We start from the raw sequence: 16,382 nt of genomic DNA on the forward strand, positions 1-16,382 counted from the left end.
TCCATCTCTGCTGGCAGTCCCCGCTGCCAGCAGTCAGCTGTCGCGATTCCGCTTCAGTGTCTCCTGCCCCTGAGTGGGCTTCATCACATCGAGATGATTGTGCAATGCAGTTTTCGCGAGCATATGCGCGGTGATCGGGGCTGTGATGAACAGGAACAATGTGATCAGCAGTTCGTGCACACTCAGGCTGCCAGACTGATTGGTGAAATGCACGGTGGAGGCAATCAGCATGGCACCGATTCCCAGCGTCGTCGCCTTCGTCGGCCCGTGAAGGCGGGTAAAAAAGTCTGGCAGCCTGATGAGTCCGATTGAACCGATCAATGCAAATACGGCACCGATGAGGATGAACACGCCTACGATCACCTGCAATATTTCACTCATAAAGACCTTCCTATTCGATGATATCGCCGCGCAGGAGATACTTGCACACAGCGATGGTACTGACGAAACCCAGCATGGCTATGAGCAGGGCCGCCTCGAAGAATAACGAGGTATCCTGCCAGACGCCGTAGAGGAGCAGCAGCGCGATACTGTTGATGTACATGGTATCCAGCGCCAGGATCCTGTCCGATGCATCAGGTCCAATGACCAGTCGCCAGAGATTCAGTATCAGGGCCAGACACAGCAGGGCAAAGGCGAAGGTAATGATCCAGTTCAGCATCCGAAAATCTCCTGCAGGGGCGCTTCGTAGCGCTGCCTGATCTGTTCGATGGCAGACGCAACATCGTCGACGTGCAGACCATGCACCAGAAGCCGGCTGCGATCCGCCGACAGTTGCGCACTCACCGTGCCCGGCGTGAGTGAGATGGTGCTGGCCAGAATGGTGATGGGAAAGTCACCGGTGATCGCCAACGGGTATTCGAAGAATGCCGGTCTAAGCTCCTTGCTCGGCCCCAGAATCCGACGCGCCACCTCGATATTCGCGATGATGATGTCGAAAACCAGCACGGCAATGAACTTCACCATCAACAACGGCCTTTTGACATCCGCCTGCGGATCCCAGAAATAATAAGTCAGCCGGGGAATGGCAATCGCCAGGAAGAGCCCGAGCAGCACATGCCCAAAAGCTATCGTGTTGTTCAGCAGAAGCCAGACCACCCACAAGAGCAACGTGAGCATCGGCCGCGGCACGATGGTTCTAAACAAGCTCATGGCCGCAGCCCTCCCGTGGCCGATGCGCCAGGCAATATCTGACGAATAAGCTCGCCCGGCGAATGGAGCTGTTCCGCTGTTGCAGTCGTGTATTCGGCAATGGGACCACCGAAAATGGCCAGCAGTGGTGCCGCAGACAGCAAGAGCAGTGTAGCCACCACCTTTCCGGGCTCCGCCGAGTCTGCTTTTGTTGCCCCCTTGCTCACCCGCCAGAAGACGGTTGTCCCTGTTCTGGACAAGGCAATAAGTACCAGCAGGCTGGACAGTAGTAGCGGTGGCCAGAGCCAGAGCTTGTCTGTCACTCCAGGCGTGGCCTTGAGCAGCAGCGCCTTGCCGATAAAGCCGGAGAATGGTGGCATACCGATGATGGCAATGGCGCCGAGAAAAAACAGGATCCCAAGCAGCACTGGCTGAGCCAGTGGATGCGTGCCCACGATCCTGTCACCCGCCTGCCCCCGCTGCCTCGCTATCAGGTCGACGAGCAGGAAGAGTCCTGCGCTGACCAGGGTACTATGTATGAGGTAATACAGCAGCGCTGCGGTGCCCGTTTCAGAATTCAGCGCTATTCCGCCCAGCAGCGTGCCAACAGAGACTACCACCAGGTAAGCGACCTGTGTGCGCATCCCCTGCGCAGCGACGACCCCCACAGCACCTGCCATGATGGTCACTACCGCTGCTGGCCAGAGCCATACGACTGCCAGATCCTTCAGCTCACCAGCTTCTTCACCGAAGATCAGCGTAAACACACGGAGGATCGAGTAGATACCCACCTTGGTCATGATCGCAAAGAGCGCCGCCACCGGGGCGACCGCAGCCGAATAGGTTCGTGGTAGCCAGAAATACAGGGGAAAAGCCGCAGCCTTTAGGCCGAAGACGACCAGCAACAACAAGCCGCCCGCCTCTACCAGCGCCTGATCTTCCACAGGTACGCCAGCCACCTTGGCCGCCATATCTGCCATATTCAGCGTTCCCAGCGTGCCATAGAGAATACCGAGCGCGAACAGAAACAGGCTAGAACCTACCAGATTGAGAATCACATAGTGCACGTTGGCCCGGGTCTTCTGTTTGCCGCCGCCGTGAATGACCAGTGCATAAGAGGCGATGAGCAGAATTTCGAAGAACACGAAGAGATTGAACAGATCACCGGTGAGAAAAGCGCCGTTGATGCCCATCAGCTGGAACTGCATGAGCACGTGAAAGAAGCTGCCAGTCGTATCATCACTGTGGCAGGCATACAGTATGGCGGCGAAGCCGAGCAGGCTGGTCAGCAGCAGCATGAGCGCGCTGAGGCGATCCAGGACCAGTATGATGCCATAAGGCGGTTGCCAGTCGCCCAGGGCATAGATCGTCACGTCACCAGTCGAGGCCTGCATCAGTAGCCAGATGGACATCATCAATACCGAGGCGGAGGCAATCAAAGAACCGCAGCGCTGACGCCAGACTGACTTGTGCATGACGGGCAGCATCAGCAGTATGCCGGCGATCAGCGGTATCAGAATGGGCAATATCACCCCATGTTGCATTAGTTCAGCTCTCCATTGCTCTGTTCTTCACGCCCGTCGACGTGATCGCTGCCCAGGTCCGCTCTGGCCCTCAACGCCAGGATCACGACGAAGGCGGTCATGGCGAAGCCAATCACGATGGCAGTCAGTACCAGCGCCTGGGGTAAAGGGTCTGCATAGGTAGCTGACTGCCCTACGACCGGAACCCCGGCCACAGTCAGGCGGCCCGAAGCGAACAGGAACAGGTTGACGGCATACGCCAGCAAGGTGAGCCCAACGACCACCGGGAAGGTCCTGCTGCGTAGCACGAGGAAAACGCCACTGGCCGTGAGCAGGCCGACGCAGAATGCATACAAGGCTTCCATCTAGCGCGCCTCCTTTCTGTTGGTGGATGGTCGGTCAACGACCTGGTCCGGGACAGCGTCCCGGAACGGTGTACTGAACTTGCCCAGATTCGCCAGTATCAATACCGTGGCGCCCACGACGGTGAGATAGACGCCCAGATCGAAAGCGATGGCGCTGGCAATTTCGAATTCACCCACCAGCGGCCAGTTGAGGTAGTCGAACCATGAAGTCAGGAAAGGTCTTCCAAACAGCCAGCTGCCCATACCGGTCAGCGTGGCAATCAACAGGCCGCAGGCAATCATGGTCTGGTAGTTGAGTTTCAGACGGTCCTTGATCCACTCCACACCGTGTGAGAGATACTGCAGGATGATAGCGACAGAGGTCACCAGACCAGCGATGAAACCACCGCCCGGCAGGTTATGACCACGCAGGAATATGAAGACCGACACCAGCAGTGCCAGTGGTAACAGACTTTGGGCAACGGTCGCGAGCAGCGGGGGATGCTTGTCTTTCGCCCAGGCTCGACCGTTGGCATCTCGGGTTGGCAGGTGCAGCCGGGCATGCATGAGCAACTTGTAGATGCCCAGTGCCGCGATGCCCAGCACCGTGATCTCACCCATGGTGTCGAAGCCCCTGAAATCCACCAGAATGACGTTGACCACGTTGGTCCCGCCGCCACCGGGCTTGCTCTCTGCGAGGAAGTAATCCGCGATACTTGTCAGCGGCCGCGTCATTAGCGCATAGCACACACCACCGATCATGGTGCCACTGAGCACTGCCAGTACGATGTCCCGCAGCACTCGAGCCTGTGTCGATTCGCGAGGCATCTCCTGTGGCAGGAAGAACAGCGCCAGAATCAACAGGATAATGGTAACGATTTCTACCGCCAGCTGAGTCATGGCCAGGTCAGGCGCCGAGAAGCGGGCGAAGATGATGGAGACGATCAGCCCCACCACCGAGAGCATCAACAGGGCGATCAGGCGCTGGTTGTGCCAAAGCACTGTGAGAAGTGTGGACACCGCCAGAAGCACGGCTGCGGTAATGGCCACGCCGTCCAGTGGCAGCATTTCCCGACTGCCAGCCAGTGGTACCAGATCAATCAGTACTGACCCCATCATGAGCAGGGTCGCCAGGAAGAGCAGCCCCAGGTAGCGCTGCAAGGATCCATTTTCAAGGCCTTGCGTCAGGCGCTGACAAGCCCGTACAAAGCGCTGTATTTCCCGCTCCACAATCAGGTTGGCATCAGGCTCGCGGAAACGCGCCTGGAAACGGAACAGCTTCGCCCGCGAAGCGTACACAGCCAATCCACCCAGCAACGCCACTGCGCTCATGAGCAAAGGCAGATTGAAGCCGTGCCAGATGGCAAGGCTGAACTCAGGCACCTCGGTGCCCAGCACCGAGCTCGATGCCGCACGCAGAATATCGTAGACAGCGAGCCCTGGGAAAATACCCACGGCCAGACAGATTGCTACCAGAACTTCTATCGGTACGCGCATGTAACGCGGTGGTTCATGCGGTGACTTCGGCAGGTCGACCGGCTCGCCATTGAAGAAGACGTCGTGAATGAAGCGGAACGAGTAGGCCACCGAGAAAATGGCAGCGACCGTCGCCAGCACGGGAATGACCCAGGAAAAGGCGCCGAACAGATCCTGAGCCAGCGTTTCCGCAAAGAACATCTCCTTCGACAGGAAGCCATTCAGCAGTGGCACGCCAGCCATCGCCAGTGCGGCGACCATAGCCAGGACCGCGGTATACGGCATGTACTTGAACATACCGTGTATCTTGCGCATGTCCCGGGTTCCGGTTTCATGGTCGACGATACCGACCGCCATGAACAGCGAAGCCTTGAAGGTCGCGTGATTGATGATGTGAAACACGGCCGCAATGGCTGCGAGCTGGGTGCTCAGGCCGAACAGCAACACAATCAGTCCCAGATGACTGATGGTGGAATAGGCCAGAAGGCTTTTCAGGTCATGCTTGAATAGCGCGAAATAGGCACCCAGCAGCAGCGTACAGAGGCCCGCTCCACTGACCAGGATAACCCAGAGCTCAGTGCCCGACAGTACTGGAAAGAAGCGCGCGAGCAGAAATATGCCAGCCTTGACCATGGTCGCAGAATGCAGATAGGCACTCACCGGTGTTGGCGCCGCCATCGCATGGGGCAGCCAGAAGTGGAAGGGAAATTGGGCCGACTTGGTAAATGCGCCCAGCAGCACCAACACCAGTGCTGTGGAGTACCACTCATGCTCACGCAGTAGATTGCCGCTTTCGAGCACGACACTGAGATCGTAACTGCCGACCATTTCGCCGATCAGCAAGAGACCGGCCAGCAGCGCCAGGCCGCCTGCACCAGTCACTGTCAGCGCCATTCGCGCACCTTTCCGGCTCGACGAACGTTGCCACCAGAAGCTGATCAGCAGGAAAGAGCTGACGCTGGTCAGCTCCCAGAACATCCACAGCTGGATGAGGTTGTCTGACAGCACGATGCCGAGCATGGCACCCATGAACAGCATCAGCATGCTGTAGAAGCGGCCCATGGAGTCCTTCTCGTGCAGATAGTAGCGCGCATAGAGAATGATCAGGAGACCGATACCGAGAATCAGAATGGCAAACAGGAGGGCCAGCCCATCCAGCCGGAACGCGAGACTCAGCCCCAGCTGCGGCACCCATTCGTAGCGGACCTGGACTAACTCCCCCGCAAATACCGACGGTAGCATGACGAGGGTGAGCACCAGCGCGAGTGCCGGCCCTATCGTAGTCAGCCAGGCACACGTCGTTCTGCCGAAGCGCTCGCTGAACAAGGGCACCAGTGCCCCGAGCCACGGCAGCAAGGCGATTAATAGAAGCTTCATGCGTTTTCCTGTCCGTCTTGAGACCCAGTAATGAGCTATTGGGCCAGATTATAGCTTCTCAGGGCACATTCTGGACGCCCTGCCTTGATAATCAGTGCGGGACGGCGAAAGGCGGATCCGGGAAGAAGGGATAGCGCACGCTACCGGCGCGGGCATCAGGGTTTCTGGTGGCTGGTCGAAACAGTCGCAAATCAGTTTCCTATGGCTTGCATGGAGTTGGCATCGATCAGGCGCGTCGGCGGATATCTGATTGATATGGCTATGATAGCCCGAAGATTACCAATACCCGGACTATATGAGGAATGATGTGTCGGAACAAGAGGGCTCCTCGGGAACAGCCAAGAGCTCTGACCGGGAATTCGGAACCCCTCCGTCATTATTTGGTATCCTGCCTGGCTCATCACTCAACCATCAGCAAGGAAATCCCCCACACCCATGTATGCAGGCATAGATTTTGGCACATCGAATTGCTCCATTGGCAAGTGGGAAGGCGACGCCCCGCGGCTGGTGCCGCTGGAAAACGGCAGTACTCGCCTGCCCTCAGCCATCTACACCTCGCGAACGCACGTCGAAATCGGCAGGATCGATGAAGATGAGCTGTCGCTGCGGGTGAGCAGAGCCGCTGCCCTGAACCGCCAAAGGGCCCGCGAGGCGGGTGGTGTCCGCGAACTCACTGCCGCTGAAATCGAGAACATCGAGCGCGGGCTCATGCGTCGTGAACTGGAAGAGCGCGCACAGCAGAAAAGCGAATCGGAGAGCATCCGATCTGCCCTCTACGCCGACAGCGAGATGTTTTTCGGTGAAGCAGCCATCGAGCACCATGTCGAAGATCCGCTCAGTGGCTATTTCATGAAGTCGCCCAAATCCTTCCTCGGTGCGGATCTCGAGGCGCCGCAGCTGGAGCTGTTCTCTGAAATCGTTACTCGCATGCTCTCGCACATCAAAAGGACTGCCGAACGCGAAGGCGGCGAGCAGATCACCAGTATCGTCTTGGGCAGGCCTGTGAACTTTCACGGTAACAAAGCCGACGGCAATGCGCAGGCACTGAACCTGATGGAGCGCGCGGCAGTATCGGCCGGCTTCGAGCAGATCGAATTCCTGATGGAACCGGTCGCGGCCTCACTCGACTATGAGCGCGAGCTGACTAGAGACACCATCGTGCTGGTGCTCGACATCGGCGGCGGCACGACCGACTGTTCGATGGTGGAAATCGGCCCGACTTTCCGTGGTCGGAGCGATCGGCAAAGCTCCGTACTCGGCTATGCTGGAAACAGGGTTGGCGGTATCGACCTCGATATCAAGCTGGCCTTCGAGCGTATCATGCCGCTGTTCGGTCGCGGCACCTCGCAGCGAAGCGGGCTGCCTTTGCCCAACTCGCTGTTCTGGAAGCCGATCGCAGTCAACGACGTCAACCTGCAGGCTGAATTCGCCTCCAGGCAGGAAGCCGCCAGTTTGCATACCTTTTTAAGAGCGGCCGTCGATAAGGAAAAGTTTGCGCGACTGCTCACCTTGCAACAGGACCGGCTGAGTCATCGGCTGAGCCGAAGCTCTGAAATGGCCAAGATCCAGCTCACGGATTCTGAACATGTAAACGTCTCGCTGGACTACGTCGAGAACGGACTGGGTACCGACATTTCGCGCGATCAACTTCGCGACGCCATCGAAAAGGAGCTCAAGCTCTTCGTATCGTTGATGAAGGAAGCTGAAACGCAGGCAGATGTCAGACCCGATGTGGTGTACGTGACAGGCGGTTCTGCGCGCTCACCCGTCGTAGAGTCGTGGATACGGACGCATTATCCGGACGTGGAGATCGTCGTCGGAGATGCTTTCGGCAGTGTGACCTCGGGTCTCACCACCTGGGCTCACCAGATTTACGCCTGACGCTTCTAGAGCACCTGAACAGTCTCGAAAATACCGTCGCCCTCAGCGTCGAAGTGATATTCGGTGTAGCCGTCGAACAACTCGAGCCTGAGCTCTGCAGAGCCATCGCTCAGGAGCACGGTGCCTGACCAGAAACTGTCGGCACGGGCGTTATATTTCAAGGGCGCCATCAACTCGATGATGTAGTCTTCAGCCAGGCTGCCGAGGCCGATTCTGAAGGCCTGGGCGCCGCTCATCTGGCCATCCTCCTCCCCATGAGTGCTCGGCTGCTTCTCCAGGGTCAGCGCATAATCTGACAAGGCAAACTCCAGCCGACGGCTGTTGAACGGCAGTTCGCGGTAGGACTGTCCGGAGAGTTCGAGCTTCAGGGGAGAGTGCAGGGTGTGCTGAATATCGCCGTGTTGGTAGATGCCGATTCGTGAGACATCGACACTGCCATAATATTCATAGAGCACAGACATCCGTCCGTTTTCGCTGCCGTAAGCGAGATATTGATCGAACAGCCCGCTGGCCACAGTGAGGGTATAGCTGCCAATACGAACGAAGGGCTCGTCCAGTGGGCCGTCACATCGCTGCATGTCCATCCGTTGCTGCGACCCTGCGCCAAGAAGTACCTGACCATCGCTGTAGGAAAACAGTGGACCACTCAGACGAGTCGTACTCGCTTGTCCACCCCGGGTGCAGAGCTGTTCCGAAATATCGAGTGTTGCCGGCTGGTCACCGATGGGCGTGAGTTGAGCAGGATCTACAGGCGCGATGCTGGCGAGATGCCCGCTCATGCGCTGGCGGAGGAAGTCGAGGATGCGCAACGTTTCCGAAGTCACCTGTGGCAACTTGTCTTCGTTCAGCACGCCTGGCTGGTAGTTTTTGACCGGTATCATCGTGCCGCTGAACGTTTCCGGCACCGCTGACGCAGACAGTCGCGCTCGATGCTCTGACCCTTCCGGATCACTGTTTTCGCTGCCGCTACAGGCAGCGAGCAAAGGCATTCCAACCATGACAACGGTGAAATAGAGATGCTTCAAGATGCTACCTTCCCTGTATGCATTGTTATTGAGGGGGCGTGCCGGGCCCTTCCATGCGCAGCCGAGGGAATATTAGAAAGAGAGCAAATGTCAGGTCAATCGACTTGTTTCAATATTGACGGGGATGCAGAATTTTTTCATAAGATCTTGAACTGGCACTCATTTTTCAGAGTGCCAGCACAGGACCAGTTAGCGGGGCTTGGGGTTTTCAGCAATCAGATAGCGCATCATCTTTGCGACCTTGATCGCGTCTGATGCCTCGCGCGCCGGTAGTCGAAGTATATTTTCATCATCCGTTTCACCACTGCGGAACAATCGCTGAATCGGTGCTGCGTCATCGAGAACTTTGGCACGCACAACATTCGCGCCGGTATTCCCCCCTGAGTCGCTCCCTTCCCTTCCAGGCACACTCAGCCTGGTATGGACATCGTTCACATCGAGCTGACTGAAGCTGAAGAGGTCGAACTGGATGTCATGACTCGCGAGAACCCAGCGTTGTTCGGCGTGGCTATAAAACAGCGTGTGCCCATATTGAAGACTGTCGTTCACTTCCTCTACCCAATCCTGTGAGTTCACCGGAGCCGAACCTCCCGAATACCTCATACCTTCGAGTTCGGACTCGAGCCGGGCAAATCTCGGATCCGGATCAACGAAGTGCGTCGAACAGGCAGACACCATAATAGCCAGCAGCGCACTTAACAGGACATGGCCGCTCAGTCTGGAAGAAGTACTGCGCATGCTCATTCCGGCAACATCACGGTCTTGAGATTCATGAATTCGCGCAGGCCGAAGCGAGCGAGTTCACGGCCGTGACCAGAACGTTTGATGCCACCAAAAGGTGCTTCGGGCGCAGAGGCGAGCATCTGGTTCACGGCGGTCATACCTGCTTCAATATCGCGAATGAAGCGCTCCTGTTCAGCCTTGTCGCTGGTCCAGACGGACGAGCCGAGGCCGAAAGGAATATTATTGGCGAGATGAACGGCGTCATCGATGTCCTTGGCGCGAAAGACCATGGCAATGGGGCCAAAGATCTCTTCGGAGGCAACGGGGCCAGCAGGATCGATGTCCGTCAGTACGCCTGCCGTCAGATAGGCACCTTCGCCGTCAAGCCGCTCGCCACCAAACAGTAGTTTCGCGCCATTCTTCTGCGCCTGCTCAAGCTGATCGAGCACGGTATCGCGCTGGCCGGCACTGGACAGCGGACCCATGTCGGTCGAGTCAGCCATAGGATCACCAGCCTTTACGGCTTTCATGGCCTCGGTGAATCGCCCCATGAAGTCATCGTAGACCTCAGTATGAATGATCATGCGCTTGGCGCAGATGCAGGACTGACCGGTATTCTGGGTGCGGCCTTTGACGGCGTGCTTCACCGCCTTGTCCAGATCCGCAGACGGCATGACAATGAAGGGATCGGAACCACCAAGCTCGAGCACCACTTTCTTGAGATGATGACCAGCCTGCTTGGCGACAGCCTGTCCCGCACCTTCGCTGCCGGTGAGCGTGACGGCCACGACCCGGTCATCAGCGATGATGTCGGCTACCGCATCCGATTTGACCCCCAGATTCTGGAATAGCCCTTCAGGTGCACCGGCATCGCGCATCATGTCTTCCATGAGACCCGCCACGCCCTGAACGATGCTGGCATGCTTCAGCAACGCCACATTGCCAGCGAGGATGGTGGGCGCGAGAAAACGCACCGCCTGCCAATAGGGATAGTTCCAGGGCATGACGGCCAGAACTGGCCCCTGTGGCAGCCAACGTGCCTCAGCGATACCGCCGCTCGCCAGATGCCAACACTCAGGCTCCAGCATGGCCGGTCCTTCCTTGGCATAGTGACGAAACAGCGCCGCGCACTTTTCAACTTCAGCGATGGCGGAGGCAAGGGTCTTCCCCATTTCCTCGGTGGCCATGCGGGCGAGGCGCTCTTTGTTCTTTTCGTATTCGTCGGCAATCTTCAACAGGAGTTCGGTACGTTCGCGAATGTCGGTCTTGCGCCATGAGTCATAAGCTGCGGATGCCTTGCCGAGCCTGTTCTCGACCTCGTCCTTCGTCAGTTCAGGATAGGTCGCAATTTCCTTGCCCGTTGCGGGATTGACACTCTTGAACATGATCCTCTCCTCTGAAGATGTCGGTATTATTCGTTAGAAAGGATACGAGACTGAGAGTCAGGCAGACGTTCTTACCGACGAAAGCGTGACAATCAGGTAAAGGCGTCGGAAAGCGTCAGCGGGCGTCCATTGCAGACGCCCGCGATTGGACTACAGTGCGCTGCAGGTGGCTTTGCTGATATTGCCGCTCTGTGAGCCTTTGAAGCCGAAGGTGGTGGCCTGGTTGGGGTTCAGCCGACTGTTGTAGCTGACGCCCTCGAAGACCACCCGCTTGCCTGATACCGAGAGCACTTTGGCTGACCAGTTTTCGCTAACCTGCACTGGCTGCTCGAAATCGATGGCGACCTTCCAGTTGCTCAGCGTCCGGGACCCGGTGTTTTTCACCTCTACGCCATTCAGCACGAACACATTGCCCCAGGCGTCTTTCTGGCCAATGTTGCAACTGACGGCGCCGTTCGTCGGCTCACCGCCTGAACCACCGCCTGTATCCGTGCCACCGCCATTCCCGCCGCCGCTCGTCGAGGCGCGCTTGATGTCCAGATAATTCAGGTTGGTCATGCCATCTAGGAAGGTCACTTTCACCGTGGCATTGGCCGGGATATTGACGTTCGAAATGGTTTCGCTGGCCCAGGCCTGCCACCCTGCACCATCGGTGGAGACGATCCCAGCGAGCTGGCCATTAACGTCGATACGAACCCGCTGGCCATTGTTCACACTCGCCAGGCGCGCAGTGATATCAAAATTCCCGCCAGCTGCGCCCACCTTGTAAGTCAGGGTTTCGCCTGACTCGGTCCAGCCCACATTGCAGGTGCCTTCGGAGGCGTTCTGCACATCGACGTTCAAGCCGTAGTAGGTGCAGTTGGAAGACGAGGCGCTGGCATTGCCGGCAGACCTGTCTGAAGCTGTGGTGTAGTGCTCGGCCTCGATCCGGCCCGGCAGATTCACTACACCCTTGTAGCCTCCGCTCGTGCCGCCATCAGAACCACCATCGCTGCCGCCCGACCCTGAGCCGGTCTTGTTCGGCCAGGTCTGGATAAGATTCTTCACGTAGCGACCTGAATCGGTCAGCATGCCATCTGACCACTGTCCGTTGGTCGGCGTACCAGGACGAAAGGCCGACGCGCCTTCACTCTTGTCGTTCAAGGCCCAGTTGGCATTGCCGAGCGAATGCTTCTTCATGAAGGCAGCCCAGCGATCGGTTTCGGTCTGGTTCACCCCACCGTTGCCGTCAGCATTCACGCTACCCCATTCCGTCACGAACAGCGCGGCACCTTTGCTCATGGCGTAAGCCGCCTTGTCCCTCAGCCCCTGACCGTGAGTCCCTGCGTAGAAATGCAGGGTATAAGCGATGTTGGCGTAGCCACGAATCGGATTGTCCGCCGCCTGATCGACATCCTGCGACCAGGTGGTCGTGCCGACGATGATGAGGTTATCCGGATCGATGGCGCGAATCGCCTTGACGACCTGTTCTGCATAGGGTTTCACATGCTGTGCCCAGGTCACATCGTTTTTCGGCTCGTTGAAGATTTCGTAAATGACGTTGCTGTTCTTGCCGTACTTCCGTGCCATGTGCTGAAAGAACTCGATGGCCTCAGCCTGATGCTCGTGAGCGTAATGGGAGTGCCAGTCAATAATGACATACATATCGTTGGCGATGGCAGCATCGACTATGGCCTCTGCGCGCCTGAGATTGCCCTCCCGATCGGACAGATAACCGCCGCTATCTTCGACGCCCATGGCGGCCCGCACGAGATTACCGCCGAAGAATTTTTTAACGCCGCCGACCGAACCCGCAGTGTAATATTTCTCCCCACCCCAACCAGAGTTTGACCAGAACAGGCTCATACCGCTGAGCTGGGCAACGCTGTTACCAGCTTTAATGGTCGAGCCCGACACGGACAGCGCTGGTGGTGCCGCCAGGACCAGTTCAGGCAGTGTCGCGAGCGCTGTCATGAATACAGTCGCCCAGATGAGTTGCTGAGGCGTTCGCTTGTTTACCATCGTCAATTCCCTTTTTGAAGTCGCGCTTACAGCCATGGGATAATCTGCCCATGAACCGGGTTTGCACAGAAGTGGGGTTATGCTTGGTAGTTATACTGACAGGCTGGAAAGAACCGTCGCCTCGTCTGAATGTGCGATATCGCTGAGTTTGTGATCTTGGACACAGAGAAAAGCTGTCAATGGGTGCCGCGGACGCCGAGTCGGTTGAGGATGGCCTGGAATTCATCCTGGCTCATGTCCAGAACTTCCACCACACGACCATATAACATGAGCGTAGGTACGTTTCGGCCCTGAAGTTCACGCTGAGTGTCATTGAGGACGGTAAGCACCACACGTTCGGCCAAGGTGAGGCCATCGCGTGCGTCCGGGATATCATCCATGGTGAATGCCCTACCTTGAAACGCACTGGCCATTGCAGCCAGTGCGCGAACTCTATCTGAGTGCGCCTTACAGCGCGCTCAGGATCTTGCCGAGACTGTCCTTCGCATCCCCAAAGAGCATCCGCGTGTTTTCGCGGAAGAACAGTGGGTTCTCCACGCCAGCATAGCCAGTGGCCATGCCGCGCTTCGATACGATGACCATTCTCGCTTTCCACACCTCGAGTACAGGCATGCCAGCGATAGGGCTGGTCGGATCATCCATCGCTGATGGATTAACGATATCGTTGGCGCCGATGACGATGACGACATCAGTACTCGCCAGATCCTCATTGATTTCGTCCATCTCCAGTACCAGGTCATACGGTACATTGGCTTCCGCCAGAAGTACGTTCATGTGACCAGGCATACGACCTGCTACAGGGTGAATAGCGAAGCGGATTTTTACCTTCGCCGTCTTCATCCTCTCGACCAGCGCAGATACCAGATGCTGCGCATGCGCGACAGCCATACCATAGCCAGGCACGATGACGACGGATTCGGCGTCAAGCAGTGCCTCGGCTACTTCCTCGGCCTGAATAGCAACGACTTCACCCTGCTCCTGCTCGGCGCCTGCAACACCAGCGGTCGCAGCATCACCCCAGCCACCCATGATGACGCTGAGGAACTTGCGGTTCATCGCACGGCACATGATATAACTGAGGATGGCACCACTGGAGCCAACCAGTGCTCCGACCACGATCAGCAGATCGTTGGAGAGCATGAAACCGGTCGCCGCTGCCGCCCAGCCTGAGTAGCTGTTGAGCATGGAGATCACGACCGGCATATCCGCGCCACCGATCGCCATGACCATATGGATACCGAAGGCGAAGGCCAGCAGTGTCATGATCAGAAGGAAAATCATGCCAGAGGTCGTGGCCGTTCCGGTGTCGTCAGTCGCGCCAAGGAAGAGGAACAGCAGAACGAGCGAACCCGCCGCCAGGCCGATGTTGATGAACTTGCGCTGTGGCAGCATGAGCGGCTTGCTGCCGACCTTGCCACTGAGCTTGCCGTAAGCGATGACCGAACCGGTAAAGGTGAGTGCGCCTATCAGGATACCGAGGAAGATCTCGACATCGTGAATCGTGCGCGCGGCACCGACATAGCTGGCTTCTGGATCCAGATAAGTCGCGAAACCAACCAGCACGGCCGCCATACCCACGAGACTGTGGAGAATGGCGACGAGCTCTGGCATCTGCGTCATCTGGACCTGCTTGGCCAGCCAGGCACCGATGGCGCCACCGATCAGCACCATGAGAATCAGCACACCATAATTGGTGACATCATCACTGATGATGGTCGCAAGCACAGCGATAGCCATACCGGCGATGCCAAACCAGTTGCCCCGTCGGGCACTTTCCTGATGACTCAGGCCTGCCAGGCTGAGAATGAAAAAAACTGCGGCGATGATATAGGCCGCCGTAACCATACCCTGATTCATAGTGTCTTCCCTATTTCCTGAACATCTTCAGCATGCGCTGAGTGACCAGGAATCCACCGAAAATGTTGATACTGGCAATCAGTGTGGCGATTGCGGCGAGAAACATGACGACGCCTGATGACGATGAAATCTGCAGCAGTGCGCCAATCACGATGATGCTACTGATAGCGTTGGTGACGCTCATCAATGGCGTATGCAGCGACGGCGTGACACTCCAGACCACCTGATAACCCACGAAACAGGCCAGCACGAACACCGTAAAGTGGCTCATGAAGTCCGGCGGCGCGACGCTGCCGACCAATAGCAACACAAGCGCAGCTATAGCCATCGGCGTGATGGTCTGCATGAGACTTTTCTTGCCAGTCTCAACTGTTACGGTCTCAGCAGGCGCAGGCTTTTTCTTTGCAGCCGGCTTTGGCGCCGCTGACAGCTTGGGCGCCGGTGGTGGCCAGGAAATCTCACCACTGTTGATCACGGTGGTGCCACGAATGACCTCGTCTTCCATGTTGACGTTGATCACGCCATCACGAGCAGGTGTCAGATCCGTCAGCAAGTGACGCAGGTTGGTGCCGTACAGTTGGCTCGACTGCGCCGCCATACGGCTCGGCAGGTCGGTATAGCCAATCAGGGTGACCCCACTGTGCACAACGACTTCGTCGGGACGGGTCAGCTTGCAGTTACCGCCGCGCTCGGCAGCCAGATCGACAATCACGCTTCCTGGCTTCATCGACTCCACCATATCGGTGGTGATGAGCTCAGGCGCTGGCTTACCCGGGATCAGGGCGGTGGTAATGATGATGTCGACTTCCTTGGCCTGTTCACGGAACAGCGCCATTTCGGCAGCGATGAATTCCTCGCTCATGACCTTGGCGTATCCGCCTTCGCCACTGCCGTCTTCATCTTTGAAATCCAGCATGAGGAACTCGGCCCCCATGCTTTCGACCTGCTCAGCCACTTCCGGACGTGTGTCGAAGGCGCGGACGATGGCGCCCATGCCACGTGCCGCACCGATAGCGGCCAGACCGGCAACACCAGCACCGATGACCATGACCTTGGCTGGTGGCACCTTACCTGCGGCAGTGATCTGCCCAGTGAAGAAGCGTCCAAAGCGGTTCGCCGCCTCTACCACGGCACGATAGCCGCCAATGTTGGCCATTGAACTCAGTGCATCCAGCTTCTGAGCTCGCGAAATACGTGGCACGGAATCCATGGCCAGCACGGTCACGCCGCGCTCCGCCAGGTCCTTCATCAGCGCTTCGTTCTGGGCGGGCCAGATGAAGCTGACGAGGGTCTGACCCTTGCGAAGCAGGGCCACTTCATCACCAATCTCAGCGGCTTCGCGCTCAGGTGCGCGAACCTTGAGGATAATGTCAGCGCGCTCATACAGTGCACGCACATCCTCAACGACTTCCACTCCGGCCTCGCGGTAGAGATCATCGGCCAGGTTGGCGCCAGCACCAGCCCCGCTTTCTACGATGAGCTCGTGACCGAGCTTCTTTATATGTCCGGCAGTTTCCGGCGTGAGTGCGACACGCAACTCACCGGGCCGTCGTTCTCGAGGAACTCCTATTAGCATGACAGTCTCCATTCCAGCAGACGTAATAAAAGAGGGTGCAAAGAGTGCGGATAGTTGCGACGGTCGTCAAGGTTCTTGTTTGA

The 16,382-nt window shown here is 57.5% G+C and carries 14 protein-coding genes; 1 reads left to right on the plus strand and 13 read right to left on the minus strand.

Annotated elements, in window-relative coordinates:
* Positions 1–33: 33 nt before the first annotated feature.
* From ABD735_RS17460 to ABD735_RS17485, 6 genes are read right to left on the minus strand one after another with little or no spacing between them, the layout of a single operon-like run.
* Positions 34–381, minus strand: coding sequence for a Na+/H+ antiporter subunit G (locus ABD735_RS17460; RefSeq protein WP_344808847.1), 348 nt, complete (start codon positions 379–381; stop codon positions 34–36).
* Positions 382–391: 10 nt separating this feature from the next.
* Positions 392–661 (minus strand): K+/H+ antiporter subunit F, encoded by a 270-nt coding sequence (locus ABD735_RS17465; protein WP_344808849.1) that lies wholly within the window; start codon positions 659–661, stop codon positions 392–394.
* Complete coding sequence (locus ABD735_RS17470; RefSeq protein ID WP_344808851.1) at positions 655–1,152, minus strand: Na+/H+ antiporter subunit E; 498 nt, start codon at positions 1,150–1,152, stop codon at positions 655–657. The genes ABD735_RS17465 and ABD735_RS17470 overlap by 7 nt, the downstream gene beginning before the upstream one ends.
* Positions 1,149–2,675, minus strand: a complete 1,527-nt coding sequence (locus ABD735_RS17475; protein WP_344808853.1) for a monovalent cation/H+ antiporter subunit D — start codon at positions 2,673–2,675, stop codon at positions 1,149–1,151. Before ABD735_RS17475 ends, ABD735_RS17470 begins: the two co-directional genes overlap by 4 nt.
* The gene (locus tag ABD735_RS17480) at positions 2,675–3,019 is read right to left on the minus strand and encodes a Na+/H+ antiporter subunit C (RefSeq protein ID WP_344808855.1); all 345 of its coding nucleotides are present in this window, start codon (positions 3,017–3,019) and stop codon (positions 2,675–2,677) included. The genes ABD735_RS17475 and ABD735_RS17480 overlap by 1 nt, the downstream gene beginning before the upstream one ends.
* On the minus strand, positions 3,020–5,851 hold the full coding sequence (locus tag ABD735_RS17485) for a monovalent cation/H+ antiporter subunit A (protein WP_344808857.1): 2,832 nt from the start codon (positions 5,849–5,851) through the stop codon (positions 3,020–3,022). It lies immediately after the preceding gene.
* Between the two features lie 435 nt (positions 5,852–6,286).
* Between ABD735_RS17485 and yegD the strand changes: the two genes are divergently transcribed.
* Positions 6,287–7,732, plus strand: coding sequence for a molecular chaperone (gene yegD, locus ABD735_RS17490; protein ID WP_344808859.1), 1,446 nt, complete (start codon positions 6,287–6,289; stop codon positions 7,730–7,732).
* Positions 7,733–7,737: 5 nt separating this feature from the next.
* Here yegD and ABD735_RS17495 read toward each other — a convergent pair whose 3' ends face one another.
* From ABD735_RS17495 to ABD735_RS17525, 7 genes are all read right to left on the minus strand, one after another.
* Positions 7,738–8,757, minus strand: a complete 1,020-nt coding sequence (locus ABD735_RS17495; RefSeq protein WP_344808861.1) for a hypothetical protein — start codon at positions 8,755–8,757, stop codon at positions 7,738–7,740.
* 189 nt (positions 8,758–8,946) lie between these two features.
* Positions 8,947–9,495: a hypothetical protein gene (locus tag ABD735_RS17500; RefSeq protein WP_344808863.1), complete on the minus strand. Its 549-nt coding sequence runs from the start codon at positions 9,493–9,495 to the stop codon at positions 8,947–8,949.
* Between the two features lie 2 nt (positions 9,496–9,497).
* On the minus strand, positions 9,498–10,865 hold the full coding sequence (locus ABD735_RS17505; protein WP_344808865.1) for an NAD-dependent succinate-semialdehyde dehydrogenase: 1,368 nt from the start codon (positions 10,863–10,865) through the stop codon (positions 9,498–9,500).
* A gap of 150 nt (positions 10,866–11,015) precedes the next feature.
* A complete protein-coding gene (locus tag ABD735_RS17510; RefSeq protein ID WP_344808867.1) occupies positions 11,016–12,866 on the minus strand; it encodes a cellulase family glycosylhydrolase in 1,851 nt (616 codons plus the stop codon).
* A 176-nt stretch (positions 12,867–13,042) separates the two neighbouring features.
* Positions 13,043–13,246, minus strand: a complete 204-nt coding sequence (locus tag ABD735_RS17515; RefSeq protein ID WP_344808869.1) for a hypothetical protein — start codon at positions 13,244–13,246, stop codon at positions 13,043–13,045.
* 67 nt (positions 13,247–13,313) lie between these two features.
* Positions 13,314–14,723 carry a Re/Si-specific NAD(P)(+) transhydrogenase subunit beta gene (gene pntB, locus ABD735_RS17520; RefSeq protein WP_344808871.1) on the minus strand — a complete coding sequence of 470 codons (1,410 nt, stop codon included), beginning with the start codon at positions 14,721–14,723 and terminating at the stop codon, positions 13,314–13,316.
* A 10-nt stretch (positions 14,724–14,733) separates the two neighbouring features.
* The gene (locus ABD735_RS17525; RefSeq protein ID WP_344808873.1) at positions 14,734–16,299 is read right to left on the minus strand and encodes a Re/Si-specific NAD(P)(+) transhydrogenase subunit alpha; all 1,566 of its coding nucleotides are present in this window, start codon (positions 16,297–16,299) and stop codon (positions 14,734–14,736) included.
* Positions 16,300–16,382 lie beyond the last annotated feature (83 nt).

Source organism: Allohahella marinimesophila (genome assembly GCF_039538005.1).
GTDB lineage: Bacteria > Pseudomonadota > Gammaproteobacteria > Pseudomonadales > Oleiphilaceae > Allohahella > Allohahella marinimesophila.

Bases quoted from the DNA above. Each gene is read 5' to 3' on its own strand.
- yegD (WP_344808859.1), top strand. From the start codon at position 6,287: ATGTATGCAGGCATAGATTTTGGCACATCGAATTGCTCCATTGGCAAG.
- ABD735_RS17480 (WP_344808855.1), bottom strand. From the start codon at position 3,019: ATGGAAGCCTTGTATGCATTCTGCGTCGGCCTGCTCACGGCCAGTGGC.
- ABD735_RS17510 (WP_344808867.1), bottom strand. From the start codon at position 12,866: ATGGTAAACAAGCGAACGCCTCAGCAACTCATCTGGGCGACTGTATTC.
- ABD735_RS17470 (WP_344808851.1), bottom strand. From the start codon at position 1,152: ATGAGCTTGTTTAGAACCATCGTGCCGCGGCCGATGCTCACGTTGCTC.
- ABD735_RS17500 (WP_344808863.1), bottom strand. From the start codon at position 9,495: ATGCGCAGTACTTCTTCCAGACTGAGCGGCCATGTCCTGTTAAGTGCG.
- pntB (WP_344808871.1), bottom strand. From the start codon at position 14,723: ATGAATCAGGGTATGGTTACGGCGGCCTATATCATCGCCGCAGTTTTT.
- ABD735_RS17460 (WP_344808847.1), bottom strand. From the start codon at position 381: ATGAGTGAAATATTGCAGGTGATCGTAGGCGTGTTCATCCTCATCGGT.
- ABD735_RS17475 (WP_344808853.1), bottom strand. From the start codon at position 2,675: ATGCAACATGGGGTGATATTGCCCATTCTGATACCGCTGATCGCCGGC.
- ABD735_RS17505 (WP_344808865.1), bottom strand. From the start codon at position 10,865: ATGTTCAAGAGTGTCAATCCCGCAACGGGCAAGGAAATTGCGACCTAT.
- ABD735_RS17465 (WP_344808849.1), bottom strand. From the start codon at position 661: ATGCTGAACTGGATCATTACCTTCGCCTTTGCCCTGCTGTGTCTGGCC.
- ABD735_RS17485 (WP_344808857.1), bottom strand. From the start codon at position 5,851: ATGAAGCTTCTATTAATCGCCTTGCTGCCGTGGCTCGGGGCACTGGTG.
- ABD735_RS17515 (WP_344808869.1), bottom strand. From the start codon at position 13,246: ATGGATGATATCCCGGACGCACGCGATGGCCTCACCTTGGCCGAACGT.
- ABD735_RS17525 (WP_344808873.1), bottom strand. From the start codon at position 16,299: ATGCTAATAGGAGTTCCTCGAGAACGACGGCCCGGTGAGTTGCGTGTC.